Origin of the sequence: Variovorax glacialis (assembly GCF_051216375.1) — a bacterium.
Lineage (GTDB): Bacteria > Pseudomonadota > Gammaproteobacteria > Burkholderiales > Burkholderiaceae_C > Variovorax.
Map to the genome: position 1 here is coordinate 561,117 of NZ_JBPJZT010000003.1, position 18,905 is coordinate 580,021.

Consider the following 18,905-nt stretch of genomic DNA (forward strand, 5'->3'; position numbering starts at 1 on the left):
GTAATAGATGACGATTCAAAACCAACCCCACGTCGTGACCCTGAAATGAATACTTTTGCAAACAGTTACGACTGTACATCAGGAGATTGGGCATCTCAAACCCTTTCTTGGCGTAGGTCGTTAGCAAGAGCGAAGCAGTGCTTTATGACCCAAAAAGAATACGGAAGATGTAGTCCACGGCCGTGGGTTTTCATCTCGTAACATCTCGAATTGCTACCATTCTGATAGCAAGCGGCCCCGTTGCGGCGGGTATTTTTCAGGGATTCTCAGTCTGCGCGGCGCGTTTCCAGGCAGCCGAGGCCTGGTCGTTGTCGTCGCGTGCTTCCGCAAGCTGTGCAAGTGCCTGCCAGGCGCGTCGATGGAGGTTGGCGTCCTGTAAGCCGAGCCCCGCCTGTGTGAGCAACTGTTGCGCCTTGCCCCAAAGCTGCCGCCGCATGCAAGCCATGCCCGCAAGGTACTGCAGATTCGGGTCGCGCGGGTTGTTTCTTTGCGCCGACTCGATCCGGGCCAGCCAATCGGCATCGACCGAATCCAGCCCCGCCTCCAGCGCCCGCACCAACTTCACGCGGAGGGATTCGCCCAGACTCTGGGGCAATTCGATCATGCGCTCCCAGACCGGCAGCAGCCAGGCCCGCGCCAGCGTCAGGTCGCCGCGCAGCGCCACCATGCGCTGGGCCGCGTGGATCGCGACCTCGGGCATTTCACGCTCCGAGGTGTCGAACTCGTTCCAGGCTCTCAACAGCTGGGCCGGATCGTGCGCGCCCGACAGCAGTTCGGTCGCCAGTCCTCGCACGATGCTCCGCGCCGCCGCATCCGAGAAGGCGCGGTGCTTGGCCAGGAGCCGCGCCGTTTCGAGCGCTTCGAGGGTCCTCCGATCCTGCCGGGCTGCCTTGAGGCGCAGGCGCAGGGCGAGGGTTCGGCGTTGCGCGCCCTGTGGCAGTTCCTCCAGCCGCGCCAGGGCAGCGGGGGCATCGCTGTCGTCCAGCGCCCAGCGGGCGGCGCGCAATTGAACGCCCTCGCGTGTTTCGGGCGAGGACAAGGCACCGCGCTCCGCGCTTTCGTTGAGCGCGTGCTGCAGATGCGAATCGCGCGCCGGCCGGTCCTGCAGCGACTGCGCGCTCTCTGCCGCGAGCAGATGCGCCATCACGCGCACCTGCAAAGCCTGGGGAAGCCGGGCATCCAGCGCCGCCAGCGTCCGCTCCTGCGTGAGGGCTGCCAGCGCGGCCTTGCGCGCGCGGGAAAACCGACCCGCCAGCAACTGCACCGCCGCATCGAGCAGGGCCGCATGCAGCGCCCGCTCCTTTTGCTGCATGCGCCATTGGCGCGCCTGCTTCGGCAGCGAGAACAAGGCCGAGAGGCCCCGCAACGCGAGGTGCAGGAGGACGAAAGCGCCGAACAGCAGCAGAAGCACCAGGTTCAGCGACAAGTCGACCCGCCACGGCGGCCAGAAGACAGTGATCGTGCCCTGGTTGTTGCCCGCGAACAGCGCCACCGCAGCCGCGATGCCGAAGAGGGCGAGAAACCAGAGAGCTGCGCGCATGACCCGCCTAGCGACCGGATGCGGCCGTGGCTAGCGCGGCCAGAGTTTCGTCGATACGCGGCGGCTCCGTGGCCTTCACCTGTGCCTGGAGCTGCTGCACCAGCGTGGCAGCGGCCTGCACGCGGCGCGAAGACGGGTCGAAATAGCGATTGATCGACGCCGACACCGTGGCCAGTTCGCCGCGCGCGGTATCGACCTGCCGCGAGAGCAGCGCGAGTCGCGCATTGAGCAGCTTGAGCTTGAGGTTCTCGCGCAGGAAGAAGGTCTGGTCCGGTGTCAGGAGCACGGCTTCGGGACGCTCGATGCGACCGACGCGCAGCAGCGAGCGCGCCTCGTTGCGCACCTGCACCAGGAAACGCTGCCACCACGGCGCGTCCGCCGGCACCGGCTCGACTTGCTGCGCGTTTGCGCCCGTCCCGCGCATGCCCACGGCGTTGAGCACGGGCAGGTCGTCCACGCTGCGGATGAGGTCGTCGAGCTTTTGCAGCGCCTCGCCGTTGTCGGCGCTCGCGCTGGCCCGCAGGCGGTCGGCGTCGTGCTGCATCGCACGCTGCAGCGGTGCCAGCCGCGGCTGCGAGGCGCGCGAGATGCGCAGGTCGCCGGCCTTGAGGGCCGCGAGCAAGGGCTGGACGTTGCCCGTGACCTGCGCCTGCTGCAGCGCCAGGCGGACGGCCGCCTCGATATCGACGACGAGATTCTCGTCACGCGAGCGCGAGAGGCTCTGCATCAATTCTTCGAGTTGGGTGCGTTGCAACGCCACCTCGCCGACGCGCGTCTCGGCCAGCGCGAGGCGGGCCGCCGTGTCGCGCACGACTTCATGCGCCTGCCGCGCCAGGGTGCGGGCCTCCAGTGACTGGGCCAGCGCATCGGCGCTCTGGCGTGCAAGCTGTTCCTGCATGCCGCTGACCTTCTGCCAGAGCGCGAGCGAAGTCACCAGCGCGGCCACGGCGACTACCGCCAGCAACCCGAACAGGATGCGCGAGAGCAGCGCCACGGCCGCCGCATGGCTGGCCTGCAGGTTGGCCGGCACCGGAGCGCGCGCCACGGGTTCCTGCAAGGGCTCATTCAAGACGGAAGCGTCGCTCATGCAAAGGATTCTATCGACGCGACCAACGCAGGCAGATCAGGTCGAGACACTTGCACACGACCGAAACCCGCGGTACGCGCGGCATCGGCGACACGCTCGTGCGTGGCGACCGCCAGTGCTGCGTGCCAGGACGTGCCGGGCATCGACCGGCAGAGATTGGCGATGGCCTCGGAGCTACTGAAGAGCCACACCGCGGCTCCCGACGCGCCTTGGGCCGCGAGATCGCGTTCGGCGTCGCCGAAGAGGGGCAGCACGCGACGATAGGCGGCCACCTCGTCGCAGGCACCGCCGGCGGCCGTGATCTCGCGCGCGAGCCAGTCGCGTCCGGCAGCTTGGCCGGAGGCATCGCCGCCGCGGACGATCAACACGCGCGCACCTGGGCCGACCTGCAACCGCACAACCGCCCACAGCGCTTCGGAATCGAATTGCGAGGCGGCGGGGGCCGGCGCGTCGATCGACGACGCAGGCACGCCCACTTCCCTGATGGCGCGCATGGTGCCGGGCCCGGTTGCCCAGAAGCGGGGCCGCAGCGGCGCGGCAACATCGACGCCACGAAAGAAATGCTCGGCAGCGGCGGCACTGACGAACATCAGCGCGTCGTAATCGGACAGCCGCTGTCGCGCGGCATCGAGCGCCTTAGGATCTTCCAGCGGCTCGATGGCGATGAGGGGCAGCGCGACCGCATCGAGTCCTGCCGCACGCAGGTCGTCGACCCAGCGCGCGGCCTCGCGGGCCGGTCGCGTGACGATCACCCTTGCCGATGCCATCTCAGTGCGCGCCGGCCGCGCGCAGCATCCTCGCGGCGTCGTCTCCGAGCGCGCCGGCCCGCGCGAAATCCGTCGCCTCGGCCACCGTGTGCACGCGCACCAGCGGCTCGCTGCCTTCGGGATCGCCCCAGGCGGCATCGATGCGCAGAGCGCCGCCGGCCTGCCATCGCGCGTGGGCGGCGAGCGGCATCGAGCAACTTCCGCCCATCGCGCGGCTGACTGCACGCTCCGCGGCGGTCGCGAGCCAGTCGCTGCGACTCGACAGCGAAGCGAGCAGGTCGATCAGGTCCTGTCGATCCGCGCGCACCTCGATGCCGAGGGCGCCCTGCCCTGCCGCCGGCAGCATGGCGTCGGGCTCGAAGGTCTGGCGGATGCGGTTTTCCAGGCCGAGCCGCTTGAGGCCGGCTGCGGCGAGCACGATCGCGTCGTACTGGCCTTCATCGAGCTTGCGCAACCGGGTGTCCAGGTTGCCGCGCAGGGGCTCGATGCGCAGGTCGGGCCGCAGTGCACGCAGCAGCACCACGCGGCGCAGACTCGAAGTGCCGACCACGGCCCCCTGGGGCAGGTCGTCGAGCGACGCATGGCGCGGCGACACCAGCGCGTCGCGCGGATCCTCGCGCTCTAGCACGCAGGCGAGCGCGAAGCCGTCGGGCAGGTCCATCGGCACGTCCTTGAGCGAGTGCACCGCGATGTCGGCGCGCCCCTCTTCGAGTGCGAGTTCCAGCTCCTTGACGAAGAGACCCTTGCCGCCGACCTTGCTGAGGGAACGGTCGAGGATCTGGTCGCCACGGGTGGTCATGCCGAGCAGGCTGACGGTGTGGCCTTGTTCTTGCAGCAGTGCCCGGACGTGCTCGGCTTGCCACATGGCCAGCCGGCTTTCGCGCGTGGCGATGACGATGTTGGTCAAGACCGTTTTTCCAATGAGAAAGAGACCGCGGGATGCTAGCATGTTGCGCCGCAGCAACGTCGCCGCAGGCCCATCCGACGAGGAGATGTTCCGAATGAAGAAGAGCCCCGCCCCGGCCGCCGCGAAGCGCCGGCACAGTGACGAAGACCTGCCCCTCATCAACGACATCCGGCTCCTGGGCCGCATCCTCGGCGATGTGATCCGCGAGCAGGAGGGTGCGGACAGCTACGCACTGGTGGAGAAGATTCGCACCCTGTCGGTCGCATTCCGGCGCGACGCGGACCATGCGGCGGACCGCGCGCTCAAGAATTTGCTCAAGGGCCTGAGCGCGGCGGAGACGGTGCGCGTGATCCGCGCCTTCACCTACTTCAGCCATCTCGCCAACCTGGCGGAAGACCGCCACCAGATCCGGCGCCGCACCGAGGCCGAGCGAGCCGGCGAAAGCGCCGAAGGCAGCGTGGAGATCGCGCTGGCGCGCATCCGCAAGGCCGGCATCAAGCCCGAGGCGGTGGTGGAATCGCTCGCGCACAGCTATGTGTCGCCGGTGCTCACCGCGCACCCGACGGAGGTGCAGCGCAAGAGCATCCTCGACGCCGAGCGCGCCATCGCGCAGTTGCTCACCGCACGCGACGAGATTGCCCTGCGGCAGCAGGCCTTCGCCGGCAAGAAGGACGCGCTAACGCCCATCGAATATGCCGAGAACGAAACCCAGATGCGCACCCGCGTCACGCAGTTGTGGCAGACGCGGCTGCTGCGTTTCTCCAAGCTCACGGTCGCCGACGAGATCGAGAACGCGCTGAGCTATTACGAAGCGACCTTCCTGCGCGAGATCCCACGCGTGTATGCCGATCTGGAGAAGGCGCTGGCCCACGGCGGCACCGTGCCCTCGGTGGCGCCTTTCCTGCGCATGGGCCAGTGGATTGGCGGGGATCGCGACGGCAACCCCAACGTGACCGCCGAGACGCTGGAATACGCGCTGCGCCGCCAGGCCGAACTGGCCCTGCGCCACTACCTCACGGAAGTGCACTACCTGGGCGGCGAACTGTCGCTGTCGGCGACGCTGGTCGATGTGTCGGTCGAGATGCAGGCGCTGGCCGAGCGCTCGCCCGACAAGAACGAGCATCGCGTCGACGAGCCCTATCGCCGCGCGCTCACCGGCATCTATTCGCGCCTCGCGGCCACGCTGCGCGATCTCACCGGCGGCCAGGCGGCGCGACATGCCGTGCCGCCGCAGAACCCGTACCCCAACGCCGAAGAGTTCCTCGCAGACCTTCGCACGATCGAGGAATCGCTTGGCGACAAGCACGGCGCGGTGCTCGCCGCACAGCGCCTGCATCCGCTGATCCGTGCGGTGGAAGTGTTCGGCTTTCACCTCGCGACGGTCGACCTGCGCCAAAGCTCGGACAAGCATGAAGCGGTGGTCGCCGAGCTGCTCGCCACGGCGCGCATCGAGCCCGACTACGCCTCGCTGGCCGAAGAGGCCAAGCAGACACTGCTGCTGCGGCTGCTCGACGATGCCCGGCCCTTGCGTGTGCCCGACGCCGACTATTCACCGCTGGCCAAGAGCGAGATCGCGATCTTCGCGGCCGCCCGCACGGCGCGTGCGCGCTTCGGCGCCGCGGCCATCCGCCACTACATCATCAGCCACACGGAAACGGTGAGCGACCTGCTTGAAGCCTTCCTGCTCCAGAAGGAAGTCGGCCTGCTGCGCGGGACTCTCGCGGAGAACGCGACCTGCGACCTCATCGTCGTGCCGCTGTTCGAGACCATCGAGGACCTGCGCAACGCCGCGCCGATCGTGCGGGCCTTCTACGCGCTGCCGGGCATCCATGCCCTTATCCAGCGCTCGGGCGCCGAACAGGACGTGATGCTCGGCTACAGCGACAGCAACAAGGACGGCGGCATCTTCACCAGCAACTGGGAGCTCTACCGCGCCGGGCTCGCGCTGGTGGCGCTGTTCGACGAGCTGAATTCCGAAAGCGGCGTGCCGATCCGGCTGCGCATGTTCCATGGCCGTGGCGGCACGGTGGGCCGTGGCGGCGGCCCGAGCTACCAGGCGATCCTCGCGCAACCGCCGGGCACCGTGCGCGGACAGATCCGCCTGACCGAGCAGGGCGAGGTCATCGGTTCGAAGTACGCCAACCACGTCATCGGGCGGCGCAATCTCGAGACCCTGGTGGCGGCCACGCTGGAAGCCACGCTGCTGCCGACCGCCAAGGCCGCGCCTGCGCCCTTCGTTGCCGCGGCCGCCGAACTCTCGGCGGCCAGCATGGCCGCGTACCGTGCGCTGGTGTACGAGACACCGGGTTTCGGCGACTACTTCTTCAGCGCCACGCCGATCCGCGAGATCGCCGAGCTCAACATCGGTTCGCGCCCGGCCTCCCGCAATCCGAGCCGAAGCATCGAGGACCTGCGGGCCGTCCCCTGGAGTTTCAGCTGGGGCCAGTGCCGGCTGACGCTACCGGGCTGGTACGGCTTCGGCTCGGCGATCGAGCGATTCCTTGCCAAGGCGGCGACGCCGTCCGAACGCAAGGAGCGGCAGGCGTTGCTGCAGCGCATGTACGCGCAATGGCCCTTCTTCCGAACGCTGCTGTCCAACATGGACATGGTGCTCGCCAAGAGCGACCTCGCGCTGGCCTCGCGCTACTCCGAGCTCGTGGCCGAGAAGAAGCTCCGGCAGAAGGTGTTCTCGATGATCGAGGCGGAGTGGCACCGCACCTCGGATGCGCTGACGCTGATCACCGATGCCAAGACGCGGCTCGCAGGCAACGCCGAGATGCAGCGCTCCATCCGCCACCGCTTCCCGTACATCGATCCGCTGCATCACCTGCAGGTGGAACTGATGCGTCGCTACCGCGCGGGGCAGGACGATGAGCGCCTGCAGCGGGGCATCCACATGTCCATCAACGGTGTAGCGGCTGGACTGCGGAATACCGGCTAGCGAAGAAGAAGACGCGCGTTCGTATTGTGTGCGTCGTCTCCTACGCCAACAGCCGGCGCAGGAGAAGCGAAGGGTATTGCAATGAGGAGTACCCTGACCCGTACGTTCACAGCTCTCGCAATCGCGCGGCGGCTCAAGGGGCCGTTCACAGGAATCTTTGCCATGTCTACCCCGCAATCGCTTGCCCGTTCACAAATCGACTTCGTCAGCGGTGACTTCGATGCGCTGGCATCGCACATGCGACATTGCGCGTTGGCACAAGGACGATGGTTCGCAGTGCGGAGCCATCTGCAGCAGGTGCGATCAGTCGCCGCTGGTCGCATCGTGACGATGGCCTGCGTGGCCGTGGTGCTCGCCATCGGCCTGTTCGCGATCGCTTGAGCGCCGCAGCGGTCGTCGACCGGCTTGACGCGCTGAGCCAGTACGCACGCAAACTCCTCCTCGGTCCGCACGAACCGGTCGAAGCACCGATCAGGGCCGAACTGTTCGGCACGCAGCGCTTCGAGCAGCACGGCCACAGCCTCGCGCGCGCGCAGGTCGTGCAGAGCGGAAGCACGCGTGGCGATGCAACGCCCTTCTTTCCCCGCGTCGACAAGAACCTCGAATCGCTGCGCGGCGCCTTCGACTACATCGCCCTGATCTCGCAGAGCGGTCGCTACGTGACGCCCGCGGCCGAATGGCTGCTCGACAACTTCCACCTCGTCGAGGCACAGCTCCAGCAGATCCGCGAAGGTGTGCCGCGCAGCTACTACGCGCGCCTTCCGAAGCTCGAAGCGGCGCCGCTGGCCGGCCTGCCGCGCGTCTACGGCATCGCCTGGGCCTATGTGGCGCATACCGACAGCGTGTTGAACAAGGATCTGTTCACCGCCTTCCTCAATGCCTACCAGGACATCGACGAACTGACGCTCGGCGAGTTGTGGGCCTTTCCGACCACGCTGCGCGTCGTGCTCCTCGAGAACCTGCGTCGCGTCGCGGAGAGCATTGCCGAGAGCAAGGTGGCACGCGAGGTTGCGCATGCGGTGTGGGATTCGGCAGCGAGCCTCTCGATGCAGGACCTCGATGTGCTTTTTCGCGCGCTCCAGAGCCGCGGCATGCAGGAGAGCTATCTCACGCAGCTGTGGCAACGCCTGCCGGTCGAGCATGGCGACGACGCTCCGGCGCTCGTGAAATGGACCGAGCAGCATTGCCCGAACGGCCCCGCGCTGATCGCCGATGCGCAGACCGCGCAGGCCGCCGCCAACCTGACCGTCGGCAACATCATCACCACCCTGCGGATGATCGGGCAGGTCGAATGGGCCGACCTGATCGAACCTGTCAGCCGCTCGTTGCGCGTGCTGCGACAGTTGCCGAGCTACGGCCGCGAGAGCGAGCTCACGCGCCAGCAGATCACGCACTCGATGGAACAAGTGGCGCGCGCCCTGCGCAAGCCAGAGCGCGAAGTCGCGGAAGTGGTGGTGGGCCTGGCGCTCGAAGCCGCCGGCGACGTGGAGGCCTTCGAGGACGAAGAGACGCGCTGGTCCCTGGCCGAACGGACGGCCGGCTATTACCTTTTCGGCGAAGGCCGGCCGGCGCTGATCGCGGCGCTGGCGCACGCGGGCGGCGACCGGTCGGTGCCCTTTTCGCTGCGCCGGATTTCCCATCGCAGCTGGCGCCTGCCTTTCTACGCGCTGACGATCGTCGTCGCCACGGCATTGCTTCTGGCCGCATCGGTTCATGGCCTGAACCACGTCGGCTGGCCCGATGCATCCTGGACCTCCGTGGTGGCACTGGTGCTGGTGGCCTGGCCGCTTTCCGAATCGGTGATCGCGCTGGTGCACCGCATCGTGGCCGAGTCGACGCGCGTGCGCGCGCTGCCGCGGCTGGACTTCGCGACAGGCATCCCTGAAGCGCATCGCGTGCTGGTGGTCATTCCTTCCATGCTGAGTTCGGTGGCGGCCAATGCCCAACTCGCCCATCACCTCGAGCTGCATTGGCTCGCAAATCGCGAAGAGCACGCGCAGTTCGCACTGCTGACCGACTGGGCGGATGCCGCACAAGCCTCGATGCCGGGCGATGCCGCCCTGCTCGACGATGCGATGCAGCGCATCGCCGCGCTCAACGAAACCTATCCCGCACCGAACGGTGCTCCGCCGCGCTTCATGCTGCTGCACCGCCCGCGGATCTGGTCCGACACCGAGCAGCGCTGGATGGGCTGGGAGCGAAAGCGCGGCAAGCTCGAGATGCTGCTGCGCCTGCTGGCCGCCGGCGATGCGACCGGCTTCGTGCCGACGGCGGCAGGCTCGCAACTCGCGGCCCGCATCCCCTATGTCATGACGCTCGACAGCGACACCGGCCTGCCGCCCGGCACGCTGCGCGAGCTGGTTGCGGTGGCGGCGCACCCGCTGAACGCACCGCAGATCGCGGAAGCCGATGCACGCGTGGTGGCGGGCTTCGGCATCTTCCAGCCGCGCATCGTCACGCCTTTTCCCGAGCGCGACGAACGCTCGCTGTTCCACTGGATGTTCGCGGGGCAGTGCGGACTCGACCCGTACAGCAACAGCGCTTCCGATCTCTACCAGGACGTCTTCGGCGCCGGCTCCTTCACCGGCAAGGGCCTGCTGAATGTCCGCGCCGTCCATGCGACGCTGGACCGGCGCGTTCCCGAGGGCGCGGTGCTCAGCCACGACCTGCTCGAAGGCGCGGTCGCGCGCTGCGCCGTGGTGAGCGACCTGGTGCTGATCGAGGACCACCCCCATCACGCCGGCGTCGCCGCCTCGCGCTGGCACCGCTGGGTGCGTGGCGACTGGCAGTTGCTGCCACTCATGCTGCGCGCGCGGCGCTACGGCATCGATGCGCTCGGGCTCTGGAAGATGAGCGACAACCTGCGCCGGGCCATGGTGGTGCCGACCTCGACGGCGCTGCTGGCCTGGGTGGTCTTCACGGATTCCTTTCCGTTGACCTGGGCGCTGGCCGCGGTGGCATCCGCCCTCGTGCTCGGCCCCCTGCTCGGCGCACTCGCCGGACTGGTGCCGACGCGGCGCTCGATCGAGCTGCCCCACTTCTTCGACGTCGGCGCGACGGAACTGCTGCGCGCCATGGCGAGTGCCGCGTGGCAGTTCGTGCAGCTCGCGGCGCAGACGCGCCTGCTGCTCGATGCCTCCCTGCGCGCGATGTGGCGCCTGGCGGTGAGTCGCCGGCACCTGCTCCAGTGGACGACCGCCGCACAGGCGCAAGCGCAGGCGCGCTATGAGCTCTCCGCCTTCCTTCGGGGCGCGGCGCCGACCAGCCTCGTCTGCATCGCACTCGCCGTGGCGTCGCTGTGGAGTCCGCATCCATGGATGGGCCCCGCGCTCTTCGTGCTGTGGGCGCTCGCACCGGTCGCCGCATGGTGGAGCAGCCGGACCCGGCCCGCAACCGAAGGCGAACTCACCGCCGAGCGACGCGCCTATCTCGAAACGCTGGCGCACGACACCTGGCGCTTCTTCGAGCACGTGGTCGGCCCCGAGGACAACCATCTTCCGCCCGACAACCTCCAACTCGAACCCGAGCCCACCATCGCGCACCGCACCTCGCCCACGAACATCGGCATGTACCTTCTGGCCTGCTGCTGCGCGCGCGAGTTCGGCTGGATCGACACGGGGAAGATGGCTGCGCGGCTGGCCGCCACGCTCGACACCGTCGACCGCCTCGACAAGCACGACGGGCATCTCTACAACTGGTACGACACCCAGTCGTTGCGGATGCTGCCGCCGGCGTACGTGTCGAGCGTCGACAGCGGCAATCTCGCGGGACACCTGATCGCGGTCGCACAGGCCTGTCGCGCCTTTGCCCCCGCCAGCGCGGAGGCCGAGGCGCTGGAAGCCATCGCTCAGCGCTGCGAGACCTTGTGCGCGGGCATGGATTTCCGCGGGCTCTACGACACCAAGCGCCATCTTTTCCACATCGGCTTGCGCGTGGAAGAGAACGTGCTCGATGCGAGCTACTACGACCTGCTGGCGTCCGAGTCGCGGCTGCTGAGCTTCCTGGCCATCGCCAAGGGCGACGTGCCGCGCCGCCACTGGATGGCGCTCGGCCGCCCTTTCCTTTCCGTGGGCGTGAAGCCCGGGCTCAAGTCCTGGTCGGGCTCGATGTTCGAATATCTGATGCCGACGCTCGTCATGGCAGAGCCGCTCGGCGGCCTGCTGCAGGTGGCGAACCTGGCCGCCATCGGCGAACAACAGAGTTTCGGCTCGACGCAGAACCTCCCCTGGGGCGTTTCCGAATCCGCGTATTTCGCGCGGGACCACTCGCTGGCCTACCAGTACTCGCCCTTCGGCGTGCCCCGGCTCGCGTTGCGCCGCACGCCGCCTACCGATCGCGTGGTCGCGCCTTACGCCACCGCCATGGCGGCGGTGCTTCGGCCGGCCGATGCGGTCATCAACCTGCAGTTGCTCGAATCGCTCGGCGCACGCGGCGAGTTCGGCTTCTTCGACGCCGTCGATTTCACCGTCTCGCGGCAACCGGAGGGCCAGCCCTACACCGTCGTGCGCAACGTCATGGCACATCACCACGGCATGTCACTGGTGGCCCTGTGCAATGCGGTGCGCAACGATGCGCCGCGCCGGTGGTTCGGCAGTTCTCCCCTGGTGGAGGCGTACGCATCGCTGCTGCATGAGCGCACGCCGCGGCAGATCATCGGCAGCGCCGATCCCCGCACGCCGCCGGAACCCGCCACCGCAGAAGCGCCGCCGATCTTCCAGCCCCGCAGCGTCGATCCAATGGAACCGGGCTTCCAGCCCACGCACCTGCTGTCGAACGGCCGCTACACCGTCGCGCTGCGCGCCAACGGTGCGGGCGTCAGCCGCTGGCGCTCGTTCAACGTGACCCGCTGGCGGGACGATCCGCTGCGCGACGGCTACGGCACCTTCTTCTACGTGCGCGATACCCACAGCCGCGCGCTCACCTCGCTCACCGCCCTGCCGGCCCCCGGCGAGCACTGGCGCTACCGGGCCCGCTTCCTGGCCGACCAGGTGCAGTTCGACGCGACGGGGCCCGGCCTGCAGGCGCGCACCACGGTGCTCATCAGCCCCGAGGACGACACCGAACTGCGCACCGTCGCGCTGCACAACACCGGCAGCGAGACGCGCACGCTGGAACTCATCTCCTACTTCGAGCCGGTGCTGTCCAACCCCAAGGCCGACGAGGCGCATCCCGCTTTCGCGAACCTGTTCGTCGAGAGCCGCTGGGAGCCGGGCTGGCGTGCGCTGCTGATGTCGCGCAAGCCGCGCCTCCATGGCGATCCGGTCGTCGCGGCGGCGCATTTCGTCGCGTCGGTGGATGCACAGGTGCTGGCCGTCGATTGCATGACGGACCGGCGTGCCTTCATTGGACGCAACCGCACGCTCGCCACGCCGTCGCTCGACCCGCAGCCGCTGGGCGCCGACGGCACGCCGATCAATGGCCTCGACCCGATCGCCTGCCTGCGCGTGCGGTTGTCGATTCCGCCGGGTGCCACCGCACGCGTGACCTTCGCTACGTCGGCCGACGACGACGTGGAAGCCCTGATGCCCGGCATCGACCGCTACCTGCAGCCGATGCACGTCGAACGCGCGACGCGCATGGCCGCGACCCTGGCGCAGGTGCGGCTGCGCGACCTGAGCATCGACCCGGCCAAGAACCTCGCGCTGCAGGACCTCACGACCATCCTGACCTACACCACGCCCCGCGCGATGCGCGACCGGGGGCTGATCGACCTTCGTCAGATCTGGCGCTTCGGCATCTCGGGCGACAAGCCGATCGTGCTGGTCTACATCCACTCCGTGGCCGGCAAGGGCCTCGTCGACACGCTGCTGCGCGCGCAGCCATGGTGGGGCTTCGGCGGCGTGGCCTGCGATCTCGTGGTGCTCAACAGCGAGCCCCACTCTTACCTGATGCCGCTGCAGCGGGACATCGAGGCCTTGCGCGCCCTTGTCGCACAGCAGACGCAGAACAGCTTTCCCCGGAACGACGCCGCGGGCTTTTATTTGCTGCGCGATTCCGAAGTAGCGCCGTCGGAGAAAGCCGCGCTGTCGAGCCTGGCCCGGGTCGTCTTCACCGCCGACGGGCGCGCGCTCGAATCACAGGTGGCCGCGCTGCGCGATGCCGCCGTCGGGCCGGCGAACGAGGACGTGCGACGCGTCGCGCTCTCGACACTTCCGCCCACTGCGCACATCAACGATGCCCTGATCGCGCCGCAAGGCGGCTTCGATGCGGCGAGCGGCGAGTTCCGCTTCGAGGTGGACGTGAACCGGCGCACCGTGCGACCGTGGGTCAACGTGATCGCCAATGCGTCGTTCGGCTTCCAGATTTCCGAATCGGGCACAGGCTACACCTGGGCGATCAACAGCCGGCTCCACCAGGTCACGCCATGGTCGAACGATCCGGTGCAGGACCCGGCTTTCGAGCACTACCTGCTGCAGGACCTCGATACCGGCGAGCTCTTCCCTCTCACGCCTGCCGGTCGCGGCGTTGTCGCGGCGCGGCACCGCGTGCGCCATGGCCAGGGCTACACGGTGTTCGAATGCCTGCATCGCAACGTGGTCCTGGAAACGACCTTTTTCGCCGACCGCGACGAGCGGATGAAGCTGGTGCACGTGGCCGTCCGCAACGAAGGCATCGGCGCTCGGCGCATGCGGGCTGTCGCGATGGTCGAGTGGCAACTGGGCGCCGCTCGCGGTGAACGGCGGACCGTCCACACATGGAAGCCCGAGGACCTGCCGGCCGTGTTCGGCCAGCAGCGCGAGTCGAGCGCCGGCTTCGGCGGCAGCACCGGCTTCGTCCAGCTCGCCGGCCTCCAGGGCGCAACGCAATGGACCTGCGATCGCAGCGAGTTCTTCGCGGGCCGCGGCGCGATCGAACTGCCCGAGACGCTCGGCGGCCGCGGCGGCAGCGGCCTCGATGCCTGCGCCGCGATTGCCGGCGAGTTCAGCCTCGCGGCCGGCGAAGGCGCCACGTTCAGTTTCATGCTGGGGCACGCGGACGACCCTGAAGCCGCGATGCAGCTGGCGCGACGCTGGCAGCAGCGCGACGTGCCCGAGGCGCTGGCGCTGGCACGCGGCTTCTGGGACGACCTGCTGGGCCGCCTGCAGGTCAGGACGCCCGATCCGCTCTTCGATGCCATGGTCAACCGCTGGCTCATGTACCAGACGCTGGTGTGCCGGCTCTGGTCCAAGGCCGGCTTCTACCAGGCCGGCGGCGCTTTCGGATTCCGCGACCAGTTGCAGGACGCCATGGCCTTCGCGGTGACCGATCCGGCGCGCCTGCGCGAGCAGATCCTCGTCAACGCGGCACGGCAGTTTGCCGAAGGCGACGTCCAGCATTGGTGGCACATGCCGGGCGGTGCCGGCGTGCGCACGCATTTCTCGGACGACCTGCTGTGGCTGCCCTATGCCGCATCGCACTACGTCGAAGTCACGGCGGACCGGTCCGTGCTGGACGAGATCGTGCCCTTCGTCGAAGGTCCGGAAATTCCGGCCGGCGCGGAGGATGCCTACTACGCACCTCAGGTCAGCAGCCGGACCGCCAGCCTCTACGAGCACAGCGCACGCACCATCGACCGCAGTCTCGCGACCGGCGTGCACGGCCTTCCGTTGATGGGCACCGGCGACTGGAACGACGGCATGAACCGCGTCGGCCACGAGGGCCGCGGCGAATCCGTCTGGCTCGCGTGGTTCCTGTGCAGCGTGGTCGAGCGCTTCGCGCCTTTCGCCCGCGCGCGGGGAGAACTCGGCCGGGCACAGCGCTGGCTCGAGGCCCGGCAGGGCTGGATCAACGCCCTGCACGCCGCCGGCTGGGACGGCGCCTGGTTCCGGCGCGCCTTCTTCGACAACGGCGCGCCACTGGGCTCGTCCGCCAACGACGAATGCCGCATCGACCTGATCGCCCAAGCCTGGTCACTGCTCTCGGGCGCCTCCGACCAGCAGCACACCACGCAGGCGCTCGCCTCGATGAAGCAGCACCTGCACGACGAGGAACACGGCCTGATGCGCCTGCTGCATCCGCCGCTCGCGCATTCGACCAACAACCCCGGCTACATCCAGGCCTACCCGCCCGGCGTGCGCGAGAACGGCGGCCAGTACTCCCACGCCGCCGTATGGGCCCTGATGGCCCAGGCGCTGGAAGGCGACATCGAGGCCGCATGGAAGACCTTCGAGGGCCTGAGCCCCGCCCATCGCGCCCGCCACCCGGAGCACGGCCCGCTGTATGAGCTCGAGCCCTACGTGATGGCCGGCGACGTCTACGGCGCCGCGCCCTATGCCGGACGCGGCGGATGGAGCTGGTACACAGGCTCCGCCGCCTGGATGCACCGCGCAGCGGTGGAGACCCTGCTGGGCCTCACCATGCGCGGAGACCAGCTCTCCCTCACTCCCCGCGGGCCGAAAGATTGGGCCGGCTTCGAGATCACGCTACGCCTCGCAGGCAAGACATTCACCCTGCAACACGGCAACCCGCCCGAGCCATCCAAACCCACCCACCACATCACCATCGGCGAGTGGATCATCTGGCGCGTACTCCCCGACCAATCCGTCATCCACGTGGGATAACCCTTCGCGAGATACCGCAGATCCGGCTCCGCCGGTATCGCCCCCGGCCGAGGGAAGGCGGCCACACGAAGTGGGCAAGCCTGGGGGCGAGCTTGATCCCCGCAAGCCTGAGGGCGAGCTTCACTCCCCCAGGAGTTCGCCAATAGGTTGCAGGTCTTCCACGTGATCGCAGATGGCCTTTGCCACCATCATGATCGGAATGCCCAGCAGCAAGCCCCAGATCCCCCAGAGCCAGCCCCAGAAGATCACGCCGACGAACACCGCGACCGGATTCATGCGGCTCGTGCGGCTCGTCAGGAACGGCACCAGCAGATTCCCGATCAGCGTGTGGATCACGAGCGAGGTGCCACCGACCAGCAGCGCGAGATCGATGGCATTGAACTGCAGGAACGCCACGAGGCCGGCAGCGGCCATCACGATGACGGAGCCGATGTAGGGAATGAGATTGGTCACCGCCGCCAGGATGCCCCAGACCGCCGCGTTCTCAAGCCCGATGGCCCAGAAGGCGAGCCCGGTCGCGATGCCCACCAGCGCGCTGGTGAGGATCTGCACGATCAGGTAGCGCTCAATGTGCTTCGTGATGTCGTCCAGCACCTGCACGGTGATCTTTTTCTTTTGCAGGCTGGGCCCGGTGATCTTGACCAGCTTGCGACGGAAGGTGTCGCCCGACCCGAGCGCGAAGAAGGTGAGGAAACCCACCAGCGTGAGCTGCCCCGCCGCGGCGATCAGGCCGACCGTGCCGCTCCACAGGTAGTCGCGCACGTTGAAGGAAGGACGTTCGACGATCACGCGCGCCACGCCCTTGCGCGCCGCCACTTTGGCCGAATTTTCCTCGGCGGCCTGTTCGAGTTGGGCGGCGGCCTTCTGCACCGTGTCGAGCGCGCTCGCGTCGGTGGGGCGGCTGGTGCCGCGCATCCCGATCCGCAGCTTCTGCGCGGCGACAGGCAACGCATCGAGCAGCTCGGAAGCATTGCCCGAGAGGGAGTAGCCCGTCCATCCGAAAGCGCCGCCCAGGCCGAGGAGGATGACGGCAGCGCCGATCCAGCGCGAGATCTTCCAGCGTTCCAGCACGTCGACCAGCGGCGCCAGCGCGTAGGTGAGCATGAGGCTCACCATCAGCGGGATGAACACCGCCGCCGCCCAGCGCAGCGCGAACACGGTCGCCAGCACCGCCAGCACCACCAGAGACACGCTGCGCACATCGACCGGCATGTGCAGCAGCACGCGATCGGGCTCATCGGTCGGCTCGACCGGGACTTCCTCCACGACGGAACTGGCCTCCTCGGTCACCGAGGATCCTTCAGCAACTCGCGAACGGTGGACAACTGCCGCCGCGACACCACGACCGGCTCCGGAATCCCGTCGAGCCGGAGTGCCCAGCCTTCGGCGTCTTCGCCGTCGTCGTACTTCTCGAGCGCACGGATGGCCGCGCGGGCGACCAGCGCATTGCGGTGCACGCGCACGAATCGCGCGGGAAAGCGCTCCTCCAGTTCGGCCAGCGAGCCGTCGAAGATGTGGCTGCGCGACGCGGTGCGCACCGTGAGGTACTTGAACTCGGACTTCAGGTAGAGCACCTCGTGCACGGGCACGCGTTCGGTGCGGCCCCGGTCCTGGATGACGAGGACGTCCTGCGGCCCGTCCACCGCGCTCGGTCGCCGGTCCTTGAGGTGGCGCTCGACCTTCTGCAGCGCCTGCTGCAGGCGCTCGGCCCGCACCGGCTTGGTCAGGTAGTCGACCGCCTCCAGTTCGAAGGCCGTGACCGCGTGCGCGGCGAAGGCCGTGACGAACACGATCGCCGGCGCGCCCGGCTGGCCGTGCAGCTTGCGCGCCAGTTCGACCCCGTCGATGCCCGGCATGTGGACGTCCAGGAGCACGAGGTCGAAGTGGGTGCTGGCCAGTTGATGCAGCGCGCCTTCGCCGTGCGCCGCCTCGGCGACGACCTCGGCCGCGGGCGAACGGCAATCGGCCAGGAGCGAGCGAAGGCGCGAACGCGCCAGCGCTTCGTCATCGACGATCAGGGTACGGAGTGGAGTCATGTGTCTGCGGGAATGGCAATGCGGACGCGATAGCTTTTCTGGTCCATGCCGGCGCTGAACTGCGCCTGCATGTCGTGGAGCAGTCGAAGCCGATCGCGGACGTTGTCCAGCGCAATGCCGTGTCCTCTCGGCAGCGGCTGGTCGGCCCACCGCAACGGCGGCAGGCTGTTGATCACCTCGATCAGCACCATGCTGCCGCGGCGTTCAGTGCGGATGCGCAGCCTGGCGCCCTCGGGGCTCGGCTCCACGCCGTGCTTGACGGCGTTCTCGACCAGCGGCTGGAGCAGCAGCGGCGGGAGTCGGGCGGCGTTGGCCTCCGGGTCGATGTCCCAGCGGACCCGGAGCCGGTCGCCGAAACGCACCTCTTCGATGGCGAGGTAGCGCTGGGCCAGTGCAATCTCATCCGCGAGCGTGACCGACTCGCCCGGGTCCGCCAGGGCCTGCCGGAACAGCTCGCTCAGGTCTTCCAGCATGGCCTCGGCCTTGGCCGGTTCCTCGCGCACCAGTGCGATCGCGCTGTTCAGTGTGTTGAATAGAAAGTGCGGACGGATGCGGGACTGCAACTCCTGGAGTCGCGCCGTGGTCGCCGCCGGCGTCTGTCCGCGCGCACGCAGGACCAACGCCGCCATCATCAGGCCCGCGAACAGTGCGCCGGCCAGCGCGCTTGCCAGCCATGGCGCATTGGCCACCACGCCCGTCAATCGAAGCAGTCCACAGCCGTAGAGCCCGGACAGCGCGCCAAGCAGGGCACCCGCCCCGTACTGCGCATGGAGCGGCAATCGGCCGAGCAACTTCTTCAGCGCGCATGCGACGAGCAGCCAGAGCAGGGTCGCGGGCAGGGCCCCCCCTGTCACGGTGCCGGCGAGCAGCAGCCATTCCGGGAAAGTCGTCGCCAGGAACAGGGCCGAGACCGCCACCACCACTTCGACGAAGAGCACGGCCCGCAGCACCACCCCGATCTGGCAGGCGTCGAACAGCACCACGCCGCCGCGCGAGGGCAGCCGCGTCCGGGCTTGCGAGGACGCCGCTGCGGTCGTCGCAGACGACGAAGGGGTGCCCGATAAAATCGACGGGTTGCGCATCACAG

At 68.4% G+C, this 18,905-nt stretch carries 10 protein-coding genes; 3 read left to right on the forward strand and 7 right to left on the reverse strand.

Going from position 1 to position 18,905, the window contains the following annotated elements:
• Positions 1-256: 256 nt before the first annotated feature.
• From ACSFBL_RS11370 to hemC, 4 genes are read right to left on the reverse strand one after another with little or no spacing between them, the layout of a single operon-like run.
• A complete protein-coding gene (locus ACSFBL_RS11370; RefSeq protein WP_435515859.1) occupies positions 257-1,540 on the reverse strand; it encodes a heme biosynthesis HemY N-terminal domain-containing protein in 1,284 nt (427 codons plus the stop codon).
• A gap of 7 nt (positions 1,541-1,547) precedes the next feature.
• Positions 1,548-2,627, reverse strand: coding sequence for a uroporphyrinogen-III C-methyltransferase (locus ACSFBL_RS11375; protein WP_435515860.1), 1,080 nt, complete (start codon positions 2,625-2,627; stop codon positions 1,548-1,550).
• A complete protein-coding gene (locus tag ACSFBL_RS11380; protein ID WP_435515861.1) occupies positions 2,624-3,394 on the reverse strand; it encodes a uroporphyrinogen-III synthase in 771 nt (256 codons plus the stop codon). The genes ACSFBL_RS11375 and ACSFBL_RS11380 overlap by 4 nt, the downstream gene beginning before the upstream one ends.
• Position 3,395: 1 nt before the next feature.
• Entirely contained in the window at positions 3,396-4,343 is a 948-nt protein-coding gene (hemC, locus tag ACSFBL_RS11385; protein ID WP_435515862.1) for a hydroxymethylbilane synthase, read from the reverse strand.
• Positions 4,344-4,395: 52 nt separating this feature from the next.
• Between hemC and ppc the strand changes: the two genes are divergently transcribed.
• The 3 genes from ppc (at position 4,396) to ACSFBL_RS11400 (ending at position 15,782) form a co-directional block, all read left to right on the forward strand.
• The gene (gene ppc, locus ACSFBL_RS11390; protein ID WP_435515863.1) at positions 4,396-7,242 is read left to right on the forward strand and encodes a phosphoenolpyruvate carboxylase; all 2,847 of its coding nucleotides are present in this window, start codon (positions 4,396-4,398) and stop codon (positions 7,240-7,242) included.
• A gap of 162 nt (positions 7,243-7,404) precedes the next feature.
• Positions 7,405-7,623, forward strand: coding sequence for a hypothetical protein (locus ACSFBL_RS11395; protein ID WP_435515864.1), 219 nt, complete (start codon positions 7,405-7,407; stop codon positions 7,621-7,623).
• The gene (locus ACSFBL_RS11400; protein WP_435515865.1) at positions 7,620-15,782 is read left to right on the forward strand and encodes a glycoside hydrolase family 94 protein; all 8,163 of its coding nucleotides are present in this window, start codon (positions 7,620-7,622) and stop codon (positions 15,780-15,782) included. The genes ACSFBL_RS11395 and ACSFBL_RS11400 overlap by 4 nt, the downstream gene beginning before the upstream one ends.
• A gap of 120 nt (positions 15,783-15,902) precedes the next feature.
• Here the strand turns inward: ACSFBL_RS11400 and ACSFBL_RS11405 are convergent, their stop codons facing one another.
• The 3 genes from ACSFBL_RS11405 to ACSFBL_RS11415 are packed head-to-tail and all read right to left on the reverse strand — an operon-like array spanning position 15,903 to position 18,900.
• Positions 15,903-17,072, reverse strand: coding sequence for an AI-2E family transporter (locus ACSFBL_RS11405; RefSeq protein ID WP_435515866.1), 1,170 nt, complete (start codon positions 17,070-17,072; stop codon positions 15,903-15,905).
• On the reverse strand, positions 17,069-17,818 hold the full coding sequence (locus tag ACSFBL_RS11410; RefSeq protein WP_435515867.1) for a LytR/AlgR family response regulator transcription factor: 750 nt from the start codon (positions 17,816-17,818) through the stop codon (positions 17,069-17,071). The genes ACSFBL_RS11405 and ACSFBL_RS11410 overlap by 4 nt, the downstream gene beginning before the upstream one ends.
• Positions 17,815-18,900 carry a sensor histidine kinase gene (locus ACSFBL_RS11415; protein WP_435515868.1) on the reverse strand — a complete coding sequence of 362 codons (1,086 nt, stop codon included), beginning with the start codon at positions 18,898-18,900 and terminating at the stop codon, positions 17,815-17,817. The genes ACSFBL_RS11410 and ACSFBL_RS11415 overlap by 4 nt, the downstream gene beginning before the upstream one ends.
• Positions 18,901-18,905 lie beyond the last annotated feature (5 nt).